General features: G+C 47.8%; 23 protein-coding genes, 3 tRNA genes and 1 pseudogene. 11 read left to right on the top strand and 16 right to left on the bottom strand.

The window, feature by feature from the left end; all coding sequences use genetic code 11:
* Positions 1–16: 16 nt before the first annotated feature.
* The 4 genes from P253_RS01395 to P253_RS01410 all read left to right on the top strand — a co-directional run bounded on the left by P253_RS01395 (position 17) and on the right by P253_RS01410 (position 4,905).
* Complete coding sequence (locus tag P253_RS01395; protein ID WP_016659970.1) at positions 17–841, top strand: DUF817 family protein; 825 nt, start codon at positions 17–19, stop codon at positions 839–841.
* Between the two features lie 123 nt (positions 842–964).
* Entirely contained in the window at positions 965–1,435 is a 471-nt protein-coding gene (locus P253_RS01400; RefSeq protein ID WP_016659971.1) for a DUF3015 family protein, read from the top strand.
* A gap of 76 nt (positions 1,436–1,511) precedes the next feature.
* Positions 1,512–3,410, top strand: a complete 1,899-nt coding sequence (locus P253_RS01405; RefSeq protein ID WP_016659972.1) for an Lnb N-terminal periplasmic domain-containing protein — start codon at positions 1,512–1,514, stop codon at positions 3,408–3,410.
* A gap of 133 nt (positions 3,411–3,543) precedes the next feature.
* Positions 3,544–4,905: a diguanylate cyclase gene (locus tag P253_RS01410; RefSeq protein ID WP_005176471.1), complete on the top strand. Its 1,362-nt coding sequence runs from the start codon at positions 3,544–3,546 to the stop codon at positions 4,903–4,905.
* Between the two features lie 111 nt (positions 4,906–5,016).
* On the opposite strand, the gene P253_RS01415 is transcribed toward P253_RS01410, so the two are convergent.
* From P253_RS01415 to P253_RS01440, 6 genes are all read right to left on the bottom strand, one after another.
* Positions 5,017–5,373, bottom strand: a complete 357-nt coding sequence (locus P253_RS01415; RefSeq protein ID WP_016659973.1) for a cupin domain-containing protein — start codon at positions 5,371–5,373, stop codon at positions 5,017–5,019.
* A gap of 96 nt (positions 5,374–5,469) precedes the next feature.
* The gene (folE, locus tag P253_RS01420) at positions 5,470–6,018 is read right to left on the bottom strand and encodes a GTP cyclohydrolase I FolE (RefSeq protein WP_005176473.1); all 549 of its coding nucleotides are present in this window, start codon (positions 6,016–6,018) and stop codon (positions 5,470–5,472) included.
* Between the two features lie 93 nt (positions 6,019–6,111).
* The gene (locus tag P253_RS01425) at positions 6,112–6,795 is read right to left on the bottom strand and encodes a Smr/MutS family protein (RefSeq protein WP_016659975.1); all 684 of its coding nucleotides are present in this window, start codon (positions 6,793–6,795) and stop codon (positions 6,112–6,114) included.
* Positions 6,796–7,001: 206 nt separating this feature from the next.
* On the bottom strand, positions 7,002–7,808 hold the full coding sequence (gene trpC, locus P253_RS01430) for an indole-3-glycerol phosphate synthase TrpC (RefSeq protein WP_016659976.1): 807 nt from the start codon (positions 7,806–7,808) through the stop codon (positions 7,002–7,004).
* 17 nt (positions 7,809–7,825) lie between these two features.
* A complete protein-coding gene (trpD, locus tag P253_RS01435) occupies positions 7,826–8,872 on the bottom strand; it encodes an anthranilate phosphoribosyltransferase (protein WP_016659977.1) in 1,047 nt (348 codons plus the stop codon).
* Positions 8,873–8,891: 19 nt separating this feature from the next.
* Positions 8,892–9,476 carry an anthranilate synthase component II gene (locus P253_RS01440; protein WP_005176479.1) on the bottom strand — a complete coding sequence of 195 codons (585 nt, stop codon included), beginning with the start codon at positions 9,474–9,476 and terminating at the stop codon, positions 8,892–8,894.
* A gap of 809 nt (positions 9,477–10,285) precedes the next feature.
* Between P253_RS01440 and glnA the strand changes: the two genes are divergently transcribed.
* The 4 genes and pseudogenes from glnA (at position 10,286) to P253_RS01460 (ending at position 14,638) form a co-directional block, all read left to right on the top strand.
* The gene (gene glnA, locus P253_RS01445) at positions 10,286–11,701 is read left to right on the top strand and encodes a type I glutamate--ammonia ligase (protein WP_171065055.1); all 1,416 of its coding nucleotides are present in this window, start codon (positions 10,286–10,288) and stop codon (positions 11,699–11,701) included.
* 182 nt (positions 11,702–11,883) lie between these two features.
* The gene (locus P253_RS01450; RefSeq protein ID WP_016659978.1) at positions 11,884–12,393 is read left to right on the top strand and encodes a chorismate--pyruvate lyase family protein; all 510 of its coding nucleotides are present in this window, start codon (positions 11,884–11,886) and stop codon (positions 12,391–12,393) included.
* A gap of 8 nt (positions 12,394–12,401) precedes the next feature.
* Positions 12,402–13,280, top strand: a complete 879-nt coding sequence (gene ubiA / locus P253_RS01455; protein WP_016659979.1) for a 4-hydroxybenzoate octaprenyltransferase — start codon at positions 12,402–12,404, stop codon at positions 13,278–13,280.
* A 125-nt stretch (positions 13,281–13,405) separates the two neighbouring features.
* Positions 13,406–14,638, top strand: a pseudogene (locus tag P253_RS01460) (alpha/beta hydrolase family protein).
* Positions 14,639–14,684: 46 nt separating this feature from the next.
* Here P253_RS01460 and P253_RS01465 read toward each other — a convergent pair.
* Positions 14,685–15,578 carry a LysR family transcriptional regulator gene (locus P253_RS01465; RefSeq protein WP_016659982.1) on the bottom strand — a complete coding sequence of 298 codons (894 nt, stop codon included), beginning with the start codon at positions 15,576–15,578 and terminating at the stop codon, positions 14,685–14,687.
* Positions 15,579–15,791: 213 nt separating this feature from the next.
* Between P253_RS01465 and P253_RS01470 the strand changes: the two genes are divergently transcribed.
* Both P253_RS01470 and P253_RS01475 read left to right on the top strand, forming a co-directional pair.
* Entirely contained in the window at positions 15,792–17,534 is a 1,743-nt protein-coding gene (locus P253_RS01470; RefSeq protein WP_016659983.1) for an FAD-dependent monooxygenase, read from the top strand.
* A gap of 167 nt (positions 17,535–17,701) precedes the next feature.
* The gene (locus P253_RS01475) at positions 17,702–17,980 is read left to right on the top strand and encodes a hypothetical protein (protein WP_016659984.1); all 279 of its coding nucleotides are present in this window, start codon (positions 17,702–17,704) and stop codon (positions 17,978–17,980) included.
* Here the strand turns inward: P253_RS01475 and P253_RS01480 are convergent, their stop codons facing one another.
* From P253_RS01480 to P253_RS01505, 6 genes are all read right to left on the bottom strand, one after another.
* Complete coding sequence (locus P253_RS01480) at positions 17,981–18,424, bottom strand: DUF2726 domain-containing protein (protein WP_005176498.1); 444 nt, start codon at positions 18,422–18,424, stop codon at positions 17,981–17,983.
* A gap of 56 nt (positions 18,425–18,480) precedes the next feature.
* Positions 18,481–18,556: transfer RNA gene (locus P253_RS01485), tRNA-Asn, on the bottom strand.
* 263 nt (positions 18,557–18,819) lie between these two features.
* Positions 18,820–18,895, bottom strand: a tRNA-Asn gene (locus tag P253_RS01490).
* Positions 18,896–18,900: 5 nt separating this feature from the next.
* Positions 18,901–18,976, bottom strand: a tRNA-Asn gene (locus P253_RS01495).
* 146 nt (positions 18,977–19,122) lie between these two features.
* Positions 19,123–19,749: a superoxide dismutase gene (locus P253_RS01500; RefSeq protein WP_005176500.1), complete on the bottom strand. Its 627-nt coding sequence runs from the start codon at positions 19,747–19,749 to the stop codon at positions 19,123–19,125.
* A gap of 151 nt (positions 19,750–19,900) precedes the next feature.
* Positions 19,901–20,659: a Nif3-like dinuclear metal center hexameric protein gene (locus P253_RS01505; RefSeq protein ID WP_016659985.1), complete on the bottom strand. Its 759-nt coding sequence runs from the start codon at positions 20,657–20,659 to the stop codon at positions 19,901–19,903.
* Positions 20,660–20,829: 170 nt separating this feature from the next.
* On the opposite strand from P253_RS01505, the gene P253_RS01510 reads away from it, so the two are divergent.
* Entirely contained in the window at positions 20,830–22,008 is a 1,179-nt protein-coding gene (locus tag P253_RS01510; protein ID WP_005176504.1) for a trypsin-like peptidase domain-containing protein, read from the top strand.
* Between the two features lie 317 nt (positions 22,009–22,325).
* On the opposite strand, the gene P253_RS01515 is transcribed toward P253_RS01510, so the two are convergent.
* From P253_RS01515 to P253_RS01525, 3 genes are all read right to left on the bottom strand, one after another.
* Positions 22,326–23,324 carry a Tim44 domain-containing protein gene (locus tag P253_RS01515; RefSeq protein ID WP_005176505.1) on the bottom strand — a complete coding sequence of 333 codons (999 nt, stop codon included), beginning with the start codon at positions 23,322–23,324 and terminating at the stop codon, positions 22,326–22,328.
* A gap of 121 nt (positions 23,325–23,445) precedes the next feature.
* Positions 23,446–24,837: a DNA repair protein RadA gene (gene radA, locus P253_RS01520; protein WP_016659986.1), complete on the bottom strand. Its 1,392-nt coding sequence runs from the start codon at positions 24,835–24,837 to the stop codon at positions 23,446–23,448.
* Between the two features lie 135 nt (positions 24,838–24,972).
* Entirely contained in the window at positions 24,973–26,322 is a 1,350-nt protein-coding gene (locus tag P253_RS01525) for an alanine/glycine:cation symporter family protein (protein ID WP_034597619.1), read from the bottom strand.
* Positions 26,323–26,413: the final 91 nt, after the last annotated feature.

A 26,413-nucleotide genomic window follows, 5' to 3' on the forward strand; every position in this document is an offset into this window, starting at 1 on the left:
ATATTAGGATTCAACCTTGATCACAATTTTAAAATCAGGTTTTGAATTCACTTATAAGGCAGCTTCGGCTGCCTTATTTGGAATTTTATTGCTGATTGCTTTTGCTTTTACCGCCAGTCTGGGTAGCCAGGACTATTACGGTTTTTTCCGTTATGACTATTTGCTGTTTTATGCGGTCCTTATCCAGATTTTACTGCTGTATCTCAAGCTAGAATCCTGGGCCGAAGCCAAAGTCATTGCACTGTTTCATCTGCTGGCGATGATTATGGAAATTTTTCTGACCCATCCGGCGATTGCGTCCTGGCAGTATCCGCAGCCGGCCGTATTTAAAATTATGACCGTACCACTGTTTGCCGGGTTTATGTATTCGGCTGTCGGCAGTTTCTTTGCCCGGTCCTTGCGTTTGTATCGGGTATCTTTTACTCGCTTGCCGGGTTTTGCCAATATGCTGAGTCTGGCGGTGCTGTCTTATATTAATTTTATGAGCAAGTTTTTTGTGCCGGATATCCGCTATGTGCTGTTTGCCTGGAGCGTACTGATATTCTGGAAAACCCGTATCCAGTTTGAATTGCAGCATCACCGGATGCAGCTGCCGATGTTACCGGTCTTGTTGTTACTGGCCTTTATTATCTGGATTGCAGAAAATATCAGCACCTTTTACCAGATCTGGCTGTATCCAAGTCAGGTCGACAGCTGGCATATGGTTGGCTGGGGCAAGTTGGGGTCCTGGTATCTGCTGTTATTGCTGAGTCTGGTGCTGGTCTTGAAAATTCTGGGTGATCGTCAGCCAAATGGCATCTGGCAACTGAAACCTGCGCACTTAAAGGATACAGAAAAATAATTTTTCCACTTTGGTATAAAGTGTTTTGTGTTCGCTGGCGGATGCGTTATCTTTAAACAGTGTAATAAAAATTACACATTGTGAAACAATAACAAACTCAGATAATAAATTCTGGAGACTTTTATGTTAAAAAAATTAGCTTTGGCAGCAGTATTGGCAGCAGGTTCAACAGCAGCATTTGCAGACGCTGATGCCGGCTGTGGTATTGGTTCTCAAGTTTGGGCAGGTCAGTCTGGTAAAGTGCCTAAAATTTTAGCTGCTACAACCAATGGTATTTTTGCAAACCAGTTGTTCGGTATTACCTTCGGTACTTTAGGCTGTAGCGGTACTGGTACTGTAACTGCGCAAGTGGTGACATTTACCAATGAAAATGCCGAAACGCTGGCGCGTGATATGGCTGTAGGCAAGGGTGAAAGCCTGAACGTACTGGCTGAATTACTGAGCATTAAAGCAGAAGACAAAGCACGTTTCTTTGCAGTGACCAAACAAAACTTCTCTGAAATTTATTCAGCTGACAACCAGACTTCTGTTGAAGTGCTGGCTTCTTTACAGTCAGTGATGGCACAAGACGACATCTTAAAAGCCTACGTCTAATTAAGCATCCCATAAAACCCTGTCTTCTGGCAGGGTTTTTCTCTATATAAGAACCGAATAAGAATTGATCTGCTGAATGAAACCTCTTGCTTTTGTATGTGCTGCTTTGTTATCTCCTGTGGCGTATGCCGCGACGTCTTCTCCTGAATCTTCAACGCCGGCACAGTTGTATATCCAGCGTGCTGAACAGCAGCAACTGGCACAGCAAAATACCTGGCAACGCTTAATGTATGCCAATACTTCCGGGCAGAGTACTGTCAGCTATGCCGGCTATTTTTTAACAGAGGCCAAAACACCCGATTTAAATCAGGAATTACAGGCGCATATTGCAGCGCTGTTTCAGCAGGCCGAGCCAAATCAATCGGTACAATGCCGTTTTCCGGCACGTAGCCGCTGGCTGGTGCAACAACTGAATATTCCACAGACGGAACTGGCTGCCGTGGCCTGTCCGGAACTGGATGAATGGATTGGCCAGATTCGTCCATACAAAACCACTTTAATTTATGCCACCGATTTTATGGGCAATCCCAGCTCCATGTTCGGGCATACCTTGCTGCGACTGGATCCGAAAGATCAGCAGGAACTGAACCTGATTTCCTATGCGGTAAATTATGCGGCCACAGTGCCGGGTGAGCAAAGCTGGTCCTATGCTTGGAAAGGTCTGACCGGACAGTATCCGGGTGAATATTCCCTCATGCCGTATTACCGCAAGGTTAAGGAATATGGTGATCTGGAAAGCCGCGATTTATGGGAATATGAGCTGGATTTAAGCCCGGATGAAACCCGTTTTCTGGTGGAACATATCTGGGAAATGAAGCACGTCAGCTTTCCCTATTATTTTGTCAGTGATAACTGTGCCTATCGTTTATTGGGCCTGATTGATCTGGTCCGTCCAGAGCTGAATTTACAGCAACAGTTTAAAGTGGCGTCGATTCCAGTTGAAACCATCAAGGCGCTGGCAGATTCAGATCTGGTCAAAGACACCGTGTATCGCCCGGCGCTAGAAACCCAGTTACTGGCTCAAGCCCGCCAGCATGGTACAGACCTGGCGCAAGCGGCACATCAGCTGGCTTTTGCCGAATCTGCCGATTTAAATACGTTATTACAGTCTTATACCGCATTAGAGCAGGCCAAAATACTGGAAATGGCCTACGATGATCTGTACCTGCAGTTTTTAGCCCGCAAGGTCGAAACCGGTTTTGCCCAGCCACGTTTACGCCAATTACTCAGCCTGCGAAGCCAGCTTCAGGTCGACAAGCAGCGCCGCGCGCCGGACGTCCCAAACGTTGATCCAAGCCAGGGCCATCATGCGCGTAACCTGACGCTAAGTACCGGTGAAGTACAGGGACAGTCCTTTATCGAACTGGGGCATCGGCAAGCCTATCATGATCTGCTCGATCCGCAAGGTGGTTTTCGTACCGGGACTCAATTGCTATTTTTACAGGGTGCGCTGCAATATCGGGATGAAACCCTAAAACTGAGTCAGCTCGATGTGCTGGCGGTGAACTCCTATAACCCGATTACGCCGTTTAAAACACCATTGTCCTGGGGTTTTAATCTGGGCTGGACCCAGGAAGCGCTCGATCAGCATGGTCAGTTCAGCACTCAGGAACAGCATGGTGTAGCCAATTTACAGGTCCAGATGGGCTATAGCTGGGCCAGTGCCGACCGTGAGCATATTTGCTATGCCCAGCTACAAAACCATCTACAGGCCGGTAAAGCACTGGGTCGTGGCTGGCGCGTGGGTGTCGGACCCACCTTGGGCTGCCAGAATATCTGGAGTCCGCAGCTGAATAGTGTGCTGCAAGTGGAATTGCCATACTGGGAAGATGCCCAGCAATGGAATTTGAGACTACACAGCCAGCTGCAATATGTGCTGAATCCGCAGCATGCGATTCGTCTGGGCTGGGAATATCAGCAGCAGGATCAACAGGACTGGCATCAGACCAGTCTTGGTTATGCCTGGTTCTTTTAAGCTGAAGTCGTGAAGTCAGGCTTGAAAATCCAGATTGTTATTAAGTGAATATTCATTTAATTCACAAAAGAATTGTCTTATGTGACAGCTGCGTTAAAATCTGCGCTGTAATTCATCTGTGTGAGCCGATTGTATGAACCAAGAGCGTATAGAGGAACTTGCAGCGCAGTGGCAGGCGATTTGCGGGCAATTTTCTGAAACCGATTTAAGCTATAGCTTCGAGTTCATTCAACAGCATGTCACGGTGCTGGTGGCCGAATTTTATCGACAGATGATGCAGGAGCAGGAAGCCTCCTATTTCCTGTCTGATGAACTGGTGCGTAGCCGCCTGAAAAATGCCTTGCAGCAATGGCTGCTGGACAGTTTTGCGGTTCCGTTCAAGCAGGATTTTAAAGCCATTGTCGCCAAGCAGCTGAAAGTCGGGGAAGTGCATGCGCGTATTGGCGTTCCCTCCTGGCTGATTATTCGCGGCATCCGCGAAATCCAGCGCAAAAGTTTTGTCTTTTTTCTGCAAACCCCGCAGGCCGATGTACTGGCTGCTGCCGATTATATGACTCAGGTGCTGAGCCTGGCCGCAGAAATCATGTGCCGCACTTATGAGGCCAAGGTAGAAATTCATAATGATATGAAACACACCTACCGTCTGTTTTCTGCCATGCAGGATGTGGCCGTGCAAAAAGACCGCCAGCGCGGTTGTCTGCTGGACTGGGAAAATGAGCTGATGTTTAAGGCCTTTTCTGATCAGTCACCGCTGTTTCATCCGCCACTTTCCAAATCTGAATTTGGCCTGTGGTTCATCCATAAAGCAGCCTATGCTTTTGCCAGCGCCGAGCAGGTGGAGTTTATTATCCAGCGGATTTATCAGGTGGATCAGTTGAACCAGCAGCTGCTGGACACTTCCGATCAGCAGCAGATGCTGTTACTGATTCAGCAGATTCGCTGTAAAAACCGCGAAATCCAGCATCTGGTCGATCAGCTGTTTCAGGTGGCGGAATATATCGGCACGGGCAATGATTCGCTGACCCAGCTGTTAAACCGGCGTTATTTAAATACCATCCTGATTCGTGAAATCCAGTTCTCGCGCAAAAACCGCTCACCTTTAAGTCTACTGGCGATTGATGCCGATTTCTTTAAAGAGATTAATGACCGCTATGGCCATGCCGCCGGTGATCTGGCCTTGCAGTTTATGGCCGAAGTGCTGCTGGAATCGAGCAAGGGCAGTGATTATGCTTTCCGGGTTGGTGGGGAAGAGTTTTTATTGCTGCTGGTCGATAGTGACTGGAACCGGGCTCAGATGATTGCCGAAACCATCCGTCGCCGGGTTGAAGATACCCCAATCCGTTCTGCTGAAGGTGAGAGTTTTAAATTTACCGTGAGTATTGGCGCAGTGCAGTATGATGGCCATCCGGATTATCAGCGTTTTCTGGATGCCGCAGATGCAGCCTTATATAGCGCCAAAAATGCCGGACGTAATCAGGTCTATCTGGCCAAATAAGCCTTTTAAGTCTCATCCCGGCATGAAAAAACGCCCAAAACTGTCGGGCGTTTTTTATATCAAAGCAGCAAGATAAAACCAGCCAAAACATCAAAAAGCTCAAGCGGTATTTTAGGCCTCAACCACCACATAATATTTTTTCACTGCTGCAACCACTTCAAAGGTACCGACAAAACCCGGTGGAATAATTCCGGCCTGACCGGCGGTAACTTCAATATATTGTCCGTGCTGGTCATGAATACGCACCATGCCTTCAATCACATTAAAGAATTCCTGTTTATTGTCAGCAAAGACAATATTCCAGGCGCCGACTTCGCACTGCCAGATGCCACAGCTCATATTGGGATGTTCATAGGCACTATATGTATCACGTTTGGGATTGCCTTTGACTAAACGATCCGGACGCGGGAAGTCGACACTGCATTCACTTTGGGTCAGGCCCTGACCGGCTAAATAAATTGAAGACATTTGCATTCCTTAAAATAACAGGGAAACCAACAGTAGTATAAAAAATAAGGCATAAAAAAGCCCCAACAGATGTCGAGGCTTCAGCATGATTTTAGCTTAGTAACTTTCAGGCACAGCACTTAAAAATTCACGGCGTGCATCTTTATCGGTTTTAAAGTCACCAATAAATGACACGGTACGTGTGGTCGATTCCTGCTTGCCAACACCACGCATCATCATGCACATGTGTGCAGAGTCAATCACCACCGCAACACCGCGGGCTTTGGTCACTTCAGCCACGGCTTCTGCAATCTGCTGGGTCAGGTTTTCCTGAATCTGTAAACGGCGCGCAAACATTTCAGTAATACGGGCAAATTTAGACAGTCCCAAAACATTGCCTTCCGGTAAATAGGCAATATGCACACGGCCATAAAATGGCAGCAGGTGATGCTCGCATAGCGAATAGAATTCGATATTTTTGACCAGCACCATTTCACGGTTATCAGACGGGAACACGGCGTTGTTGGTCACTTCAGCCAACGTCTGGCTATAACCCGAGGTTAAATACGAAAATGCTTTAGCAGCACGCATAGGCGTATCTTTGAGACCAGGGCGATTTAAATCTTCACCAACGGCAGTAAGAATGTTTGCGTAGGATTGCTGCATAGACATAAGACGTGTTCACTTACACTGATATTGAACAAGGACGGCATTGTAGCAGAAAACCGCAACAATGCCTGCTTTTGAGGAAAAATCCGCTTATTGTTTAAACTTTGGATTCTTTTCTGCACGTTTTAGCAGAACCAGCACCGCACCGGTGCCGCCCTGTTTTTCCGGCGCACTGACAAAGGCCAGAACATCGCGATGCTGACGTAACCAGCCATTGACATAGGTTTTTAAAATGGCTTCCGGGCCTTTCCCATGCACAATTTTAATCACGTTCTGATTTTCATCTTTGGCCATCTGAATAATTTGCAGCACGGCCACCCGGGCTTCTTCCACGGTACAGCCATGCAGGTCGACCGCTTCAAACCAGCGCAAATTGCCAGCTTTTAAATCTTCAAACACCTTATGCTGCAAGGTGGCAATGCGGTAGCTTAAACTGGCCTGACTGCCCACCGGATTGAGCATGGCTTGCGTGTCCGACAAAATGGTCTCATCAGTTTGCATGGGGCCTTCGGCGGCTGCGCGTTTAGCCAGGGTCTGGGCATCCAGCTTTTTCTTGGTCGGTTGGTTCACCTGCGCGATATTGCCATGATCCATTTTCTGGACCCCACGCATTTCTTTTTGAAACAGCTCAAAATCTTCGGCCTGTTCCTGTTCGGCAGTTTTGATGGCCGGCGCTGCCGGCTCTACGCGCGGATGCGGATTACTGATCTGCTTTTTAAAGTCTTTGAGTAATTTAAACTGTTCTTTCGATAGCGAAGAATCGTGTTTGCTCATAATCGAAAATAGGAGGATAAAATTTCAATCCAGTATAGTCTGAATTACGCCTGATTTGAACTGAAACGGATTCAGCTTGGCGCTGCATCTGGCTTGAAATGAGAGATGTTAAGATGGGGCGATATAGGAAGATGACCGCCCTATGAAAGTAGGGCAGTGCAATTGCACAGTTCAGGATAAACCTGCCTCCTGAACTGCACCAAGACTTAGACCTTTTGCGGCGTACCAAACAGCTCGCTAAAGGCCTGATCCGGACACGGTTGTTTCATAAAGCTTTCACCGACCAGGAAGGCATGAATGTCATGCTCCTGCATCATCTTGACATCTGCCGGGGTGGCAATACCGCTTTCGGTTACCAGTAAACGTGCTGGATCGAGTAATTTTTTCAGACGCAATGAGGTGTTTAAATCCACATCAAAGGTTTTTAAATTACGGTTGTTCACGCCAAGCAGACAGCGATCACTTAAACGCAAAGCGCGTTCCAGCTCTTCTTCGTCATGCACCTCAACCAGTACATCCAGATTGTGTTCAAATGCGGTTTTCGACATTTCTTCCAGTTGCTGGTCTGACAGGCAGGCTACAATCAGCAAGATACAGTCGGCATGTAGTGCACGAGCTTCAACCACACCATAAGGATCAATCAGGAAGTCTTTCCGCAGTGCAGGCAGGCTGCAATGGTTGCGGGCCAGCGCGATATTTTCATCAGCGCCCTGGAAAAAATCGATATCGGTCAGTACAGACAGACAGGCAGCACCGGCAGCTTCATATTGCTGGGCAATTTCAGCCGGATTAAAGTTTTCACGAATAATCCCTTTAGATGGCGAGGCCTTTTTTATTTCTGCAATCACGCCCGGACGTTTGCTTTTCAAGCTTTGGGCAAAACCGCGCACCGGTGTGGCGGCCTGGGCCAGTTGTTCCAGATCATTCAGACTGCGCTGTTTCAGACGTGCAGCAAACTCTTCCTGTTTGCGATCAACAATTTTACCTAAAATGGTATTTGCGATATCCACCATGATTTTATCCTGCCGTCTTAAGCTTCGTACTGTTTTAAGGTTTTGGTAAATTCGGCCAGTACGCCCATTTTTTCCAGTGCCTGACCGCCATAAATAATGTCATGCGCCAGTGCCACACCCTGTTGATAGGTTTTGGTCAGACCAGACACATAAATCCCGGCGCCGGCATTCAGGGCAATCATGTTGGCCGCTTTTTCACCGCGTTCAGATTTATTTTTGCCAAGTGCATCTTTAATCAGGGCCAGACTTTCTGCCGAGTTTTCCACCACCAGACCGGTGAGGGTTTGCGATTCAATGCCCACTTCTTCTGGAGTAATGGTCCATTCGGTGATTTCCCCATCTTTCAGTTCTGCTACGGTCGTGGCAGATGCCAGACTGATTTCATCCAGACCATCACGTGAATGCACCACCAGCACGTGTTCAGCACCCAGCTGGTTCATCACTTCAGCAATCGGGCGGCAGAGTTCGCTGGAGAATACGCCAATCACAAAACGTTTAACTCCGGCCGGATTCGTAAGCGGGCCGAGCAGGTTAAAAATACTGCGAATACCCAGTTCTTTACGTGGGCCAACTGCATATTTCATGGCTTTATGATGGTTCGGCGCAAACAGGAAACCTACGCCCATATCGCGGATACAGCGTTCAGTTTGCTGCATGTTCAGGTCAAGGTTAATTCCGGCCTGTTCCAGCAGGTCAGAGGAACCTGATTTGGTCGATACGCCGCGGTTACCATGTTTGGCAATGGTGGCGCCAGCGGCTGCAATCACAAAGCTGGACGCCGTCGATACGTTAAACAGGTTCTGGCCATCACCGCCGGTACCGACAATATCGACCAGATACGGAATATCGCTAACGTCAATTTTAATCGCGAACTCACGCATCACGCGCGCGGCTGCGGTAATTTCATCAATGCTTTCACCTTTCAGGCGCAGGCCCATCATCAGGGCACCAATTTGTGCATCGGTGGCTTCGCCCGACATGATGGCACGCATCACATCTTCCATTTGTGGCTGAGTCAGGTGAATCTGTTTTGTAATATGATTTAAAGCTTGTTGAATATTCATGGTGTTCACTTTGTTCAAATTAGGCATAAATTTCTAAAAAGTTCTGGAAGATTTTGTGGCCATGCTGGCTCAAAATGGATTCCGGGTGGAACTGCACGCCTTCAACCGGCAATGTCTTATGTTTCACGCCCATAATTTCTTCCATAGAACCATCGGCTTCATTGGTCCAGCAGGTGACTTCCAGGCATTCCGGTAAAGTCGCCTGATCAATCACCAGCGAGTGGTAACGGGTCGCAGAAAACGGGCAGGGCAAATTGCTGAAAATTCCCTGATCGCTGTGATACATATCCGATAAACGGCCGTGCATCACTTTTTTGGCCCGTACAATGTTGCCGCCAAAGGCCTGACCAATACTCTGATGGCCCAGACATACGCCCAATAACGGGATTTTGCCGGCAAAATGCTGAATTGCTGGAATGGAAATGCCGGCTTCAGATGGCGAGCACGGACCGGGACCAATCACCAAATACTTCGGTTGCCATCGCTCAATATCTTCTAATGTGACGCTGTCATTGCGAACGACTTTAACTTCTTGATTTAACTCGCCAAAATACTGGACGATGTTGTAAGTAAAGCTGTCGTAATTATCGATCATCAAAAGCATGAGCTTAACCTGTCAAAATTTATGCACCTGACTGTGCTTGAAGAATTCCCTGAAATGCCTGGTTTTCCAAAGTGGAGGGAGGTCACAACACGGCTATTTTTCGAGCGAAAAAATGCGGGGAAAACGCAGTGCAAATCATCATAGCAAAAAATAAACATGTGCGGCGGAACATTTTCAAGCAGAATAGCTTTTATACAGATGAAATCTTTTAAGTTTATGGCTGAGCTGCATTCAGCTTGTGGCTTTTACGTATCCGCTGTGATGTTGACCCCTCTTGCTGCCAAACCCCTAAAATGATGCATAATGACGCAGATTCACCAAAATGGCGCATTTTAAAATGGGCATAAAAATTTAGCTGAGCACGACTTGCGAAAAGCGCACAGAAAAGCACTTGAAGAAAAAATAAGCAGAAATAAATGAAAATCTGATTTTTACTGGAAAAAAGAGTTTTTATCTATAAATCACTCAATTAATCCAGTCTGAAATTCATTAGAAAAATCGCATGAAGCGCGAAATTGGCGAAATAAACAGCAGTATTATTAAGCTGTGTTAAAATGAAACCTGATTATTTGCACTATTTTGATACACACGAGAAATCTTTTGCAGGAAAAATCGCAAAGAGTGCTTGAATATGGTGCATTTCAGTATAGCCCTAGTATAATAGGCACAAAGCAAAATCCCTAAATCTTAATTTCTCATAAGAAATTCAATATTTTAACTTTGCTTTTAAAAGTTGGTACGGTAATTGCTTAATAACTGCCAACTACTAACACGCACTTGGGTGTGCAACAAAATATCATTGGAGCAAAATGAGCATGGCGAACAAGGTCCTTCAACTCATACAAGAAAGTGGTGCAAAATGGGTCGATTTCCGCTTTACTGATACTAAGGGTAAAGAGCAGCACGTAACTTACCCTGCAGACAGTATCGATGAAGATACCTTCGAAGACGGTAAAATGTTTGATGGTTCTTCAATTGCTGGTTGGAAAGGCATTGAAGCATCTGACATGATTTTACGTCCAGACGCTGAAACTGGTTTCATCGACCCATTCTTTGCGGAACCAACAGTTGTCGTGACTTGTGATGTCATCGAACCATCTACAGGTCAGGGTTATGAACGTGACCCACGCTCGATTGCTCGCCGTGCAGAAGATTACTTAAAGTCTACCGGTATTGGTGATACTGCATTCTTTGGCCCAGAACCAGAATTCTTCGTATTTGACGAAGTGAAATGGGACATCGATATGTCTGGCGCACGCCACACTTTAATTGCTGAAGAAGCGGCTTGGTCTACAGGTAAAGACTACGAGTCTGGTAACTCTGGCCACCGTCCACGCGTTAAAGGCGGTTACTTCCCGGTTCCTCCAGTTGATTCTCACCACGATATGCGTGCAGATATGTGTGCAAAAATCGAAGAGATCATGGGCCCAGGTCGTGTAGAAGTACATCACCACGAAGTTGCATCTTGCCAGTTAGAGATTGGTGTGAGCTTCAACACCATGGTGCGTAAAGCTGACGAAGTGCAACAGTTCAAATATGCGGTGTGGAACGTAGCGCACCAATACGCGAAAACTGCGACGTTTATGCCTAAACCAATGGTAGGCGATAACGGTTCAGGTATGCACGTGCATATGTCGATCTCTAAAGACGGCAAAAACCTGTTCGCGGGTGATGAATACGCTGGTCTGTCTGAAATGGCACTGTACTTCATTGGCGGTATCATCAAGCATGCCCGTTCATTGAATGCGATTACTAACCCTTCGACTAACTCGTACAAGCGTCTGGTTCCGCACTTCGAAGCACCGATTATGCTGGCTTACTCAGCGCGTAACCGTTCTGCTTCTATCCGTATTCCTTACGTGTCTAGCCCGAAAGGCAAACGTATTGAAGCACGTTTCCCAGATCCAATGATGAACCCGTACTTAGGTTTCGCGGCACTGTTAATGGCGGGTATTGACGGTATCCAGAACAAGATTCACCCAGGTGAAGCTGCGGACAAGAACCTGTACGATCTTCCACCGGAAGAAGAAGCAAAAATTCCAACCGTTGCTCACAGCCTTGAAATGGCGCTGGAAGCACTGGCCGCTGACCATGACTACCTGTTAAAAGGTGGCGTGTTTACAAAAGAAATGCTCGATGCTTATATCGAGCTGAAAACTGAAGAAGTTCGTCGTCTGAACACGACTACTCACCCAGTTGAATTAGACATGTACTACAGCCTGTAATTTGACCTCAGATTCATGCTCAGAAAATCCGCGCTTGTCGCGGATTTTTTTATGGCCTTCATATTCATTTAGGTGAGGTAGATTGATAGTGAATATGACATTTGCGCTTTTTGGCTGAAAAGCCCATGGTTTAGTAACAGATTTCAGTTACACTAGGCCAAGCGATAAAAGGGGAATAAGTGATGCGCGGCCAACAGACCTGTCAATTTCAGGATCAGACCATTCCTGCAGGATTGAAGACATGGCTGTATGCACCGGGCTCTCTGACACAACAATTAACCGATCTGGCCGGTGGCCAGTTTCAGGTACAGCCACTGCGCGAAAGTTTCCAGCGCCTGAGCTTTGAAGATGCCAAATGGCTGGGCATGCCGCATCAGCATACCTCCTGGGTGCGGGAAAGCTATTTATATGGCTGTGAAGAGCAGCCCTGGGTTCAAGCCAAAAGTATTTTTCCGATTTTAAGCCTGCAAAAAAAAGCACGCCTGTTCAAGCATATTGGTAAAAAGCCGATTGGTCGGTTTTTGTTTCAACGTACCAATCCGGCCTGTGAGCGCCGGGTGATTTTATTGCCCGAAGGCTGGACCAGACAGAGCTGCTATACTTGGCATGGCTGTAAATTTATTGTGCAAGAAAGTTTCTTGCCCAGCTTTGAGCAATTTCTACATTCTTCTTTTCAACAGCAACGTGGTTAAGGACAGTCATGGCAACTGCACATTCAATTACCTGGCGTGAGCGCTTGGAAGCCTATTACTATTTATGCCGTTTTGATAAGCCGATTGGCACCGAACTGGTGTTCTGGCCAACCATGTGGGCCTTATGGATTGCTGCTCAGGGAACACCGACCATAGGTGTGCTGATTCCAATAATTCTGGGTGTGATCTTTATGCGTGCGGCAGGCTGTGCCATTAATGACTTTGCCGACCGTAAAGTCGATGCCCATGTTGAGCGCACCAAAACCCGTCCTTTGGCCACCGGCATCATTAGGGCCAAAGAAGCGGTGATGGTGTTTCTGGTGCTGGTTGCTGCCAGTGCCTGCCTGTTGTTGTTCTTGCCGCTTGAAACCTTTTACTGGTCGTTTGGGGCGTTATTTCTGGCTTTTATCTACCCCTTTATGAAACGCTATACTCATTTACCGCAGGTATTTCTGGGCGCCGCATTTTCATGGTCTATTCCTATGGCCTATACCGCGGTGGGTGCAACCCCGGATTTAACCTGCTGGTTATTGTACTTTGGCAACCTGGCCTGGACTGTGGCCTATGACACTCAATATGCGATTACTGACCGCGAATATGATCTCAAAATTGGGGTGAAATCGACCGCCATTTTATTTGGCCGTTATGATATTGAGATTATTTCTGCCTTGCAGCTGATCAGTCTGCTCCTGATTGGCGCGGCGTTGTGGATCGAAAATCTGTTCATGCCATTTGGTCTGGTGGCACTGGCTGTGGTGGCACTGGATTTTATCTATCAATGGCACAAAACCAAAGACCGCAATCCGCAGCAATGTTTCTGGGCTTTTCGGCATAACCGTTGGGTTGGGCTGATGATTTTTGCCGGAATTTTTCTTGCACTTCTCTAGGTTTATGCATTTGGTCTGATCTTACAAAAAGCCAACAAAGCATCCGAGCAGGATGCTTTTTTTATGCTTAATTCAAAGAACTCAGGCTGAGTACTTAACAACAAGAAGATAAAGAGGAATTCAAGATGACAACGACATTTAAAAAACTGTTATTGGCGGTAACCTGCTCCTCGGCGCTGTTATTTACAGCATGTGGTGGCGATGATAATGACTTTAACTTTATCCGTGACAAAACTTTTGTATCTGATGCTGCCTATACCTAAGATGGTATTGAAGGTGCGATCATCCGGGTCATGACCTATAAAATGCCAAATGTACGTGACCAGAAAACAGAAGCTACCGCCATGGTATTTTATCCGTCCGCACCTCGTCCGGTAGATGGCTGGCGTGTGGTGGTCTGGGAACATGGAACAGTGGGCATTGCTGATCATTGTGCACCGAGTCGCAACAGTTTAAATCCGCGTTTTAAGGCCATGGCGGAAAGTTTACTGGCCGCAGGCTATGTGATTGTCGCGCCAGATTATGAAGGGCTGGGCACGCCGGGCATTCATCCGTATTTACATTTAGAAAGTGCGGCCCAGTCTGCTATTTATTCAGTACGCGCCTTAAAAGAAGATCTGGGTGCACACATGCATGGTGCCTGGATGTCGGTGGGGCAGTCACAGGGTGGTCATGCCTCTTTAGGTACTGCGGAATTTGCCAATCAGGATGCCAATTATAAAGGTGCAGTGGCAGCAGCACCGGCTTCGAGTCTGGGTTACATCATTGCGGAAGTCGCGCCGGCGGCCATTCATGATCTGGAGCTGGCAGAGAGTGTTGGTCTGTATCCGGTTGGAACGGCCCGTAATGTCTATGCAGAACTGATGGCCTATGCTGCCTATGTCGCGGTCGGCATTAAAGCCTATGAACCGGACTTTAATTACCTCAGCATCTTCCAGCCGGAATCGCAGGATATTGTGCCAGAAGCCGAAGGCAACAATGGTGAAAATGGCCAATGTCTGGACGAGCTGATGCAGTCCTTTAGAGAAGATATAGATGCCTTTACTGAAAATAGTGGTCTTGCTGTGGCTGATTATCCGGGGCTGACGGCAAATTTCCAGGACAATGCAACCATTAAGCAGTTCCTGGCCCTTAACCAGCCGGCCACCAAAAAGCTGGATAAACCGATTATGGTGATTCAGGGTGAGGCAGATACTGCTGTACCGGCAGCTGTCACCACGGCACTGGTAGATAACTTAAGAGAAATGGGGACGACGGTTGAATATGAATTGGTCCCGGGTGCCTCGCATACCCAGGCCATTGTGCAGAGAAATGCCGAGCTGGTGCGCTTTATTCAAACCCGCATGCCTGCGCAATAATGTCCTCCTGAAAAACTCGCTGATCAGTCCGGAAGATCGGGGCTGATCAGCTCTCAGTGACCGAGATTTCGAGTTTGGCCAGTTCCTGAGTAATGAGCTGCAGTGCCAGATTATGGTTATTTTTACGGTAATTGGCATATAGATGGAGCGGCTGAACTTCAAAATCGGTTTCAATGATCGCCACATGCTCATTCAGAAAGCGCAGCAGATATTCCGGCACAAAACTGTAGCCCATCCCCAGATTAATTAGATTAATATGCTGCAATACATTGGTGACCCAGAGTAACTGCTCGGCCGGCATCTGTTCAATCGGCACCTGCCGGGTGACCTGTTCATAAAACACCGGAGAAGCGGTTTGCTCGCACATAATCAGCCGCTGTTGCAGCAAGGCTTCAGCACTCATCCGCGACTTGGTCGGTGCAGATTTTTGCCCTGACACCAGATAGATTTTCTCTGACAAAATGGGAAGATCGACAAAATCATCCTGCTGAATGGCATAGCGGGTCAGGCTTAAATCCAGCTCGGCATTTTTAAGGCGCTGAATCTGTTCCAGACAGGTCAGACTCTGGATATGAATCTGCAGGTTGGGAATAGCCTGTTTTAAGCGTTCCAGCATCAGCGGTAGCACTTTCAGCTCGGCCACGTTCAATAAGCCAATATGAATCTGGTTGTTTTTCTGATGCGCCACCTGACGCGCTGCGGCAATTGCAAGTTTGGCATTTTCTATGGCCTGCAGGGCATAAGGTAAAAAGGCCCGGCCTTCATCGGTCAGTTGAATCTGCCGCGCGGAGCGATCCAGCAAACGCACCCCGACCTCTTCTTCTAAATCCTTAATCTGCTGGCTTAAAGAGGGCTGGGCAGTAAAGAGTTTATCGGCTGCTTTGGTAAAACTCTGTTCTTCTGCCACCGCTGCAAAATAGCGTAAATGCCTTAATTCCATGACTTTCATCCACCGTGCAGATCATCGTCCTAGTGTAACCCAACACAGTCTGAACTGCATTTCACATCAGCCGATGTGTTTTATCCAGCAGCTGACTAGAGCTAAAACCAATAGCACTATCGTTTATACGCATAGAAATAGGCGGTCTGGATGGGGCGGATTACACTGCATACAAATATTCTGCAACAGATACAGCGGGGAAAGGAGTCCGGAATGTCTACACACTATGATACTGATGTGCTGGTAATTGGTACGGGGCCGGCGGGTTCTACTTTGGGACTGGCCTTGGTCAGTTATGGCATCGGGGTACAGCTGTTTACCCAGTTTAACTGGCTGGCCAACAGTCCGCGTGCGCATATTACCAATCAGCGTGCGATGGAAGTTCTGCGTGACTTGGGCATTGAAGAGCAGGTCAAAGCCATTGCCACGCCGTGGCAGCAGATGGGCGAAAGTTTACTCACCACCAGTCTGGTCGGGGAAGAAATTGCCCGGATGAGCTGCTGGGGCACGGGCGATGAACGTCATGGCGATTACATCAAAGGCAGTCCATGTCCCTTTGTCGATCTGATCCAGCCGAAAATGGAAGCACTGCTGGTCAAGAATGCGGCCGAACGCGGTGCGATTTATAACTTCAATACTGAATATTTATCACATACTCAGGATGAGCACGGCGTAACCGCGACCTTCCTGAATCGGGTGACCCAAACTGAATTTAGCCTGCGAGCCAAATATTTAATTGGTATGGATGGGGCGCGTTCGAAAATTGTCGAAGAGTTGAAGCTGCCCTTAGAAGGAGTGATGGCGCGTGCCGGAACCGTGTACGTCACTTTTAAAGCCGACCTGTCCAAATACGTGGCGCATCGTCCGGCCATTTTACAATGGATTGTGAATCCGGAAGCCAGTTTTGGTGACTTGGGCATGGGATTGCTACGTGCCATTCAGCCCTGGAATGAATGGATTATGGGCTGGGGCTTTGATATCAGCAAAGGCGAGCCGCAAGTCACCGAAGCCCAGGTTCGGGCGCGACTGAACACCTTTGTGGGTGAAGAGGTGCAGCAGGTCGAAATTGAAAAAGTATCTTACTGGTATGTCAATCAGACCTGGGCCACCCAGTATTCGGTGGGGCGTGTGTTCTGTGGTGGCGATGCGGTACATCGTCATCCGCCATCGAGTGGTTTAGGTTCCAACACCTGTATGCAGGATGCGTTTAACCTGGGCTGGAAGCTGGCTTATGTGCTTAAAGGCTGGGCCAAGCCAGCGCTACTGGACTCTTATAGTGATGAACGGGCGCCGGTGGGCAAGCAGATTGTGGCGCGTGCCAACCAGTCCCGTTTTGACTATAAGCACTTAAAAGCAGTATTTGGTTTTGATCAGGGCGTGCAGACCCAGGCCGAGATGTTGCAGCGGATTTTTGCGGAAACACCGGAAGCGGCCGAGATTCGGGAAAAGCTGTATCAGGCGCTGGCGATTAAACATTATGAGTTTAATGCTCAAGGGGTGGAGCTAAACCAGCGTTATCTGTCCAATGCCGTGCTGGCAGAAACAGATAAAGAAATCTTTGTACAGGACCCGCAGCTGTATTTGCAAGCCACCACACGTCCGGGTGCCAAACTACCGCATACCTGGCTGATTGATGCGCAGGGCTATAAACATTCCACCCTGGATATTGTCGGTAAAGGGCGCTTTACGCTACTGACCGGTTTATCGGGTGCAGCATGGAAAGCGGCAGCGGCCCGGTTAAAGCTGGACTATCTGGATGTGATTCAGATTGGTTCACGTGAACATCGCGATGTCTATGCCACCTGGCAGCAAAAATCGGAAATTGCCGATGCCGGTGCCGTGTTGGTACGTCCGGATGGCTATGTGGCTTGGCGGATGCAGGATACACCAGAACAAGGCTTTGATCATCTGGCCTGTTTAACTCAGGTTTTTGGCGAGATTCAGCTGAACCTCTAATCGGGTAGATGAGCAGTCTGACGTGATCTGTAACGCAGCCGTCTGTAGCCGTACAGGCGGCTGTGTTGTATCTTCAGGTTCAAGCAAACATCAACAGAGGCTTTGTCCTCGAAAATGATTTTGTTATATTGAGCGTCATTTTGATGCATCTGACAGAGGACTCTCTCATGACCGCGCCTGAACAGCAACGACCGAATCAGCCACCCAATACCAAAAAGATTATTCTGTTGGCCAGTTTAGGTCTGCTGATTCCTGTTTTTCTGGTCAGTATGGCGTTTCTGGCTGTCAACAGCGATGCGAAAAATCAGGAAAAATACAAACAGCAGCAGGCAGAGGTGATTGCGCGGATTAAAGCGCGTGAAGCGGCTGAACAGCAGCAGGCGCAGCAACAAGCTCAACAACAGGCCAATGCGAAACCAGCAGCTTCTGAAGCTGTAGCGCCTTAATTAAAGAATATCCTGCTGCAATTGTCTGATACTCGGAATCTCCGTGTATCGGATCACCTGATAGCCCGCCTCAAGCAACATGGCATCCCGCTCGGCATCTTCGCTTTCTTTGCCAATATGAGTGGGATCATCCAGTTCAATAATAATCACCACATTCATCTGCTGATCCAGCAAAACAAAATCGGTGACCTTGCGATTAAAGCGGGAACGGATCTTGTAGTTACTATTGGTAATTAACGCACTAAAAGCAACTTGAGCCAGAATATGATGTTCGGGAAAAGCCTGCTTTAAGCGGGCAAACATCTTGGCTTCAAACGGGGTAATGACTTTTTTCGGAAAATATTTCTGTTTGGGGCGCAAATAGGAGGCCGCCACCAGCAGCATCAGCACCAGTGTGGCCAGGCAGCCAATAAAGAAGAAAGTCGACTGAGCGCTATTGAACACAACACATACTTGTATAAAGAAAAAACCCACTCAAATGGAGTGGGTTTTTAGAATCTTGGCTCTCCCACCTGGGCTCGAACCAGGGACCTGCGGATTAACAGTCCGTCGCTCTACCGACTGAGCTATGGGAGAATCTGAAACGCATTCTAGGCGGCAAAGGGCAGGTGGTCAAGTCCGCGGCCTGAAAAAATGTAGTTTTTCAGTTTAACTGAATTAAAAATAAACGAATGAAGGCGTTTGGAAGCAGAAAGCTTGGTGTGTGGCTTTTACTGGTCTATGACGGGCAGGGTGCCGTGGTACAGGTAGGGGCTATTTTAGGATGATGATTCTCATTGAATCCCCCAATCTAAACGCCATAAAAAAACCCACTCAACTGGAGTGGGTTTTTAGAATCTTGGCTCTCCCACCTGGGCTCGAACCAGGGACCTGCGGATTAACAGTCCGTCGCTCTACCGACTGAGCTATGGGAGATTAGATGGCTCTCCAACCTGGGCTCGAACCAGGGACCTGCGGATTAACAGTCCGTCGCTCTACCGACTGAGCTATTGGAGAATCTGATGCGCATTTTAGGGAGGAATGCGCCGGTCGTCAACCAGATTATTTAAACAAATGAATCATTTGCCTTAGATTTATGCAGTTATTCCCTAAAAATAAAAAAATCACCCTTAAAGGGTGATTTTTTACACAGAAAAATAAAATTATTTTTCTACGCCAGCTGGTTGGCCTGCAAGTTTCGCGTTGGCATAATCCCAGTTCACCAGGCTTTCAAGGAAAGTCGAGATGTACTTAGGACGTGCGTTACGGAAGTCGATGTAGTAAGCGTGTTCCCAAACGTCAATGGTTAATACTGCAATTTTGCCGTGCGCCATTGGCGTATCTGCATTTGAAGTTTTCATGATTGACAGTTTGCCGTTTACGTCGTCAGCCACTAACCATGCCCAACCTGAACCGAATTGAGTTGCAGCAGCAGTTGCAAATTCTTCAGCAAATTTTTCGTATGAACCGAAAGCTTCATCAATTTTTGCTGCAATTGCGCCAGTAGGTTTACCGCCACCGTTTTTCGCCATACAGTTCCAGTAGAACGTGTGGTTCCATACTTGTGCAGCATTGTTGAAAATACCTGCTTTAGAAGCATCGCCAGCACTTGCCTTGATGATTTCTTCTAAAGTTTTACCTTCAAGCTCAGTACCTGCGATCAGGTTGTTCAGGTTCACAACATAGGTGTTGTGGTGCTTGTCATGGTGAAATTCTAAAGTCTCTTTGCTGATGTGCGGCGCAAGATCTTCGTAACCATATGGTAATGCTGGTAAAGTAATCGTTGTCATGTTTTCAATTCCTTGCTTATGCTGGGTTTTGAGTTTAAGTCGGCTTATTGTAATAGATTATTCAACAAAATTGCGCATTGCTTATAAATAACATTACACAATAAATCCTTAATTTATACGTATAAGCCAGCCTCAATTCATCTCCCAAGTTTTAAATCGGATTATTCAATTCGAAATAGACATATTCGAGATTAAATTCGCGTGCCAGCGCCTGTCCCAAACGCTGTACACCGTAGCGTTCAGTCGCGTGATGGCCACAGGCATAATAATGGACGCCCAGTTCTTTGGCTTCATAAAAGGTACGTTCTGACACTTCGCCAGAAATATAGGCATCACAGTCTTGCGCTGCGGCTTTATGAATATAATCCTGCGCGCCGCCGGTACAGAAACCGACTTTGCGGATTTCGGTTGGATTGGCCGGTAAATGAATGGTATCAAACCCCAGTTTTTCACTTAACAGGGCTTTAAACGCTTCTGGTGACATGGCCTGTTTTAAATAGCCAATATTGCCAATCGGATGACGTTCACTCGGGTCCAGTGCTTCCAGTTGCTCCAGTCCCAAAATATCAGCAATGGCCGCATTATTGCCCAGTTCAGGATGTGAATCGAGCGGTAAATGATAACCTACCAGTGAAATATCATGCTGGATTAGGCTTTTAATGCGTTTACCGCGCATTCCGGTAATCGGGTAGGGTTCACCTTTCCAGAAATAGCCATGATGCACCAGCAGCACATCGGCTTGCTCGGCAATGGCGGCTTCAATTGCATCTTGTGATGCAGTTACCGCACACAGAATTTTTTTGACTTCCGGTTTGCCTTCAATTTGCAAGCCGTTTGGGGCATAGTCTTTAAACTCGGCTGATTTTAAGGTTTGATCACACCAGCGGATCAGGTCATGCAGCTTAACCATAAATCTCTCAAAAGCCTTTAATATTGTTATCATCAAAACATATTTTGAATTGTAACTAAAGCAGCACAAAACTCTTTAGTGATTTTTATGTTTCCTTATGTATTTCGCTTTACAATAGGTCATAAATTACTTAGTCATCAATGAATTAAAAAATTTTAGAGGATAGAGCTGTGCGCCGGACCTTTACATGGTTACCTTGGGTGTTACTTATTATCGTGATTATTGGCTTTTTGGGCTGGCAACAGTTTCAAAAACCGAAAGCTCCCGTTGCCCCGGATGGGGTAAAAATGCCTGCTGAAAAAGTAGAACCGCTGATTGATACCACCCGTACTGGCGGGGTGGTGTCTTATAGTGCTGCCGTAAAAGTGGCGGCACCGGCCGTGGTCAATATTTTTACCACCCAGAAAATCAAGCAGCCTAATCATCCTTTGTTTAATGATCCGGCGTTCCGTGAATTTTTTGGTGATCAGTTGCCGGAACAATATCGCCAAGGACCCAATGAAAACAGCCTCGGTTCCGGGGTGATTGTACGTGCCGATGGTTACATTTTGACGAATAACCATGTGATTGCCCAGGCCGATCAGATTGTGGTGGCCTTGCATGATGGCCGTCGTGCCGAGGCAAAAGTGGTCGGCACCGATCCGGATACCGACTTGGCGGTAATTAAAATTGAGCTGGATCAGTTACCGGTTTTACCATTTAAACTCAGTGGCAATGAAGTCGGTGATGTGGTGCTGGCGATTGGTAACCCGTTTGGGGTAGGCCAAACCGTCACTCAGGGGATTATTTCCGCGACCGGTCGTTCGGATTTAGGCATTAATACCTATGAAGACTTTATTCAGACTGATGCTGCCATTAACCCGGGGAATTCCGGCGGTGCGCTAATTGATGTGGCCGGGAACTTAATTGGGGTTAATACCGCAATTTTCTCGCAATCGGGCGGTTCTTTGGGCATTGGCTTTGCTATTCCGGCACAGGTCTGTCAGCAGGTACTGAACTCGATTTTAAAAGATGGTCGCGTGGTACGTGGCTGGTTAGGTATTAGCTTATTGCCGGTACAGCAACAGAATATTCTGGAGCCAAAACAAAGTGGCGTGGTGGTGGCAGATGTCTTGGCGAATGGTCCTGCGGCCAAAGCCGGTATTCGCCGTGGCGATAAAATCCTGAAAGTGAATGATGAAGAGATTAGCTCAACATCACACCTGATTAATTATGTGGCGCTGCAGCAACCGAACCAGCCGGTGAATATCCTGATTGAACGTGAAGAACAGTCTTTAGAGCTGCAAGTGGTGGTTGGTGAGCGTAAAGTGCAAAACAGTGATAAACAGTTTATTCCATTACCAGAATAAGCTCGCAGTACGCGCTGTAAATTAAACATGAAAAAGCTCCGCAGGTCGGGGCTTTTTTTAATGGGTGAATTTTATCAGCAGTCTGTTAGTGAAGAGCGATATTGTAAGCTCAAGCGAAAATACGTAGGAACGTACTGAATGGCGCAGAGCAGACATACCGTCTTATAGAGATGATCGCTGTATCACATCTCTAGGTCTTTCCATCCCTCGAGATAATCGGTTGGGGACAAAATAAAGCAACTAAATGAATAACATTCCGCAGGCGGTGCAAAAACAAAAACAGCGGCCGAAGCCGCTGTTTTTGATCTTAGGTTTAATTAGTGTTCTTGCTGGATACCCGCAACCAACCAGTCCTGGCTAGAACCTGCTGGCTTAACAAAATGCCAGATTTCAGTGAATGGCTGTGGCAAGCTGTTTAAATCTTCACTCACCGTACCGGTAAAGCGCACACTCACTACATACTGACCATTTTCAGTAGCAGAATCGACCACCATCGCATTCAGGTTAGAAAACTCAGCCACATCCTGATCCTGATTGGCCATGATGTCCTGATACATTGACTGGTACAGATCAGGGGTTAAATAACGCTGAATTTCAGCAATATTGCTGGCCGTATTCATAGACTGAATATGGTTAAAACGCTGACGTGCAACACGCAGAAAGGCTGCTGGCTCCGTACCATCTGGTAACTGGTTACCACTGTTGGTGTACGCGGTACCAAAGGCAGCGTTATTCACTGGTGCTGCACCAAATGGCGCATTGTTGGTTGGGGCTGAACCACCGACGTTCTGGCCAAAGATATTGGTGTTATCGCCACCGGCACGTGGTGCAGCAGCAGATTGACCAAACGGTGCGTTATTGGCACCGTTATTTGGCGCATACGGGTTATTGGCTGCTAATTTTTTTTTTGCGCCCATCTTGCGGAAAATGAAGAAGGCGACTGCTGCAGCGAGGAGAATCCAGATCCAGCCTGGGATTCCACCTTCTTCCTCCTGTTGAGCCTGTGCCTGGCTGGCTGGCTGATCATCTGCTAAGGCATTGGCAGCCACTGCACCAATCGCAGCACCTGCAACACCCGCAGCGACCATACCACCGACACCCGGACCAGATTTTTGCTGCGCAGGCGCAGTAGCTGGAGCGGGCTGTTGTGCAGGAGTAGCTTGACGAGGCTGTTGGTAAGATTGAGTTGGTGTTGCTGAACGGCTCATGCCATGGCTTTTACCACCACCGGCACGTTTTGCTTCGGCTGCTAAAGGGGCAACCAAGAGGGCAGCTGTTAAAATACCAGCCATCAAACCACGCTGTCGAACTTCCATCAATTTTTCCTATTTAAAAAAAGAAATTTATCGCCCTGTATTTATGCAGGCATTTGTCCCGAATTTCAATACAGAATTCAGCTTTTTTCACATGAAAAGCTCAAAAAATAGGGCAAAGGCTCTAGTGCAGTTCTTCACTTAAACTCATGGCCTCGCTCAGGGCTTCATGCAAACGGGCCACCGCAATCACCTGCACCCCTGGAATCGCTTTTTGCGGTGCATTGGCACGTGGCAAAATAATATATTTAAAGCCATGTTTAATCGCTTCTTTTAGACGTTCCTGACCATTCGGCACCGGACGGATTTCACCGGATAAACCGACTTCACCAAACACCGCCAGTTGCTGGGGCAGGGCTTTGCCGCGAATACTGGAAGCACAGGCCAGCAGCACCGCCAGATCGGAGCCGGTTTCGGTAATTTTCAGCCCGCCGACAATATTGACATAGACATCCTGACCGGACGTCTGCACGCCGCCATGGCGATGCATCACCGCCAGTAGCATATTCAGCCGGTTTTGTTCTAAGCCAAGTGCGACCCGGCGCGGCTGACCATGTGCATCATCGACCAGTGCCTGTACTTCCACCAACAGCGGTCGTGTACCTTCGCGGCTAATCATCACAATTGAGCCGGGAATGGCTTCATCATAACGGCTCAGGAAAATCGCTGACGGATTGGCCACTTCACGCAAGCCTTTATCGGTCATGCCAAACACGCCCAGTTCATTGACCGCGCCAAAACGGTTTTTGACCGCACGAATCATCCGGTAGCGGGAATCGGACTGACCTTCAAAATACAGCACACAGTCCACCATATGTTCCAGCACACGTGGCCCGGCCAATGCACCTTCTTTGGTCACATGACCGACAATAAACAAGGCTGTGCCACTATTTTTGGCAAAACGGGTCAGGAGCGCCGCCGATTCACGGATTTGCGATACGCCGCCCGGTGCAGACTGCAAGGTTTCAGTATATAAGGTCTGGATGGAGTCCAGAATCGCCACTGCAGGACGTTGCTGGGCCAGTACCTCACAAATCCGTTCCACACAGGTTTCAGCCATCACCTTGAGCTGATCGGTCGGTAAATCCAGACGCTGCGCGCGTAAGGCCACCTGTGATAAGGATTCTTCACCAGTGACATATAAGGCAGCGCTGTTGCTGGCGGCCATATGGGTCGCGGTTTGCAGCAAAATGGTCGATTTCCCAATCCCGGGATCACCACCAATCAGCACCACTGAACCAGTGACCAGACCACCACCAAGTACCCGGTCAAATTCGCCAATACCGGTGGCAAGGCGGGTTTCGGTAGAGACTGAAATCTGGTTTAAAGTGGTCACAGTTGAAGCCTGACCGGCATAGCCGCCGCCCATACGCGGCTGGGCTCGATGGGTCACCGCAGGGGCAATACTGACTTCGGTTAAACAGTTCCATTCACCACAGTCTGAACATTGACCGGCCCATTTAGGATGATCTGCGCCGCATTGTTCACAGCGATAGACACTTTTTGCTTTTGCCATAAATAAACGTCTGGAATGTGTTTTTTAAATCTTGCCCCACAGCATACAGAGGAAATGCCGATTTTCAAATTGTTGATACAGCGGCAAAGAAAAACCACCCGCAGGTGGTTAATCTTGTAGTTTTGTCTAAACGCTTTAGTAAAGTTCGCCGGATTTGCGTCGTGCAATAAAATCTTTCGATTCTTTGGCAATTACACCCGACAGCAGCAATAAGGCAATCAAGTTCGGTACTGCCATTAAACCATTAAAGGTATCGGCAAACAGCCAGACCAGATCTAGAGTTGCGACACAGCCAATAAACACCGACGCAATGTAAATCAGGCGATACGGCAGTACAAATTTCTCACCAAGCAGATAGGTCGCACATTTTTCACCGTAATAGCTCCAGCCTAAAATAGTCGAATAGGCAAAGAAGATCACCCCGAAAGTCACCACCCAGCCCCCGATTCCCGGCAGCAGTTTGTCGAATACGCTAATGGTCAGTACTGCACCGTTCTGATCACCAAAAGACTGACCGGCCATAATAAAGCCCATGACCAGCACAATACCGGTAATTGAACAGACAATAATGGTGTCAATAAAGGTACCAGTCATTGAAACCAGACCCTGACGTGCCGGATGGTCGGTTTTGGCCGCAGCGGCAGCAATTGGCGCAGAACCCATACCGGCTTCATTGGAGAAGACCCCGCGCGCAACACCATAACGGATCGCGGCACCAATCGCACCACCTGCGGCAGCTTCACCGGTAAAGGCATAGGTGACAATCATTTTGAGTGCTGGCACCACCAGTTCAAGGTTATTCAGGATGATGACCAAACCACCGGCCATATAACCAACCGCCATAATCGGCACAATAACCGAAGAGGCTTTGGCGATGGATTTAATCCCGCCCAGAATTACCAGGGCTGAAAATACGGTAATGATGATGCCGGTAATCCAGGTTTCCAGGCCAAACCCATTTTCAACGGCCAGTGCTACCGTGTTGGATTGCACCGAGCTACCAATCCCGAAGGAGGCCACTGCACCGAAAAAGGCGAAAATCAGCGCCAGCCATTTCCATTTCAGGCCACGTTCAATGTAATACATTGGACCACCGGACATTTCACCTTTCTCGTTTTTTACCCGGTATTTGACCGCCAAAACACCTTCGCCATATTTGGTCGCCATCCCGAACAGGGCGGTCATCCACATCCAGAATACGGCGCCCGGACCACCGAGTACGCAGGCTGTGGCCACACCGGCAATATTACCGGTACCAATGGTGGCAGAAAGTGCGGTCATGAGGGAGGCGAATTGGGAAATATCGCCGGAATGTTTGTCCGGGTGTTTGCCAAAAACCTGTTTAAAGGCCAACGGCAGCATCCGGAATTGCCAGAACAGCAGGCGGAAGGTCAGGAATATCCCGGTACCGACAATCAGCACCAGCATATATGGGCCCCAGACCCAGCCACTAAGGGTTTCCATGAGTGTTTGTAAATCTTGCATCATTGTTTCTTCTTATGTCTCAAAATAGATATTTTGTTTTCTATATAAGCAATTGATATGCCATGCTCATCCTGAGCAAGAGATATAGTTG

Origin of the sequence: Acinetobacter indicus CIP 110367 (genome assembly GCF_000488255.1) — a bacterium.
In the GTDB taxonomy this organism is placed as follows: Bacteria; Pseudomonadota; Gammaproteobacteria; order Pseudomonadales; family Moraxellaceae; genus Acinetobacter; species Acinetobacter indicus.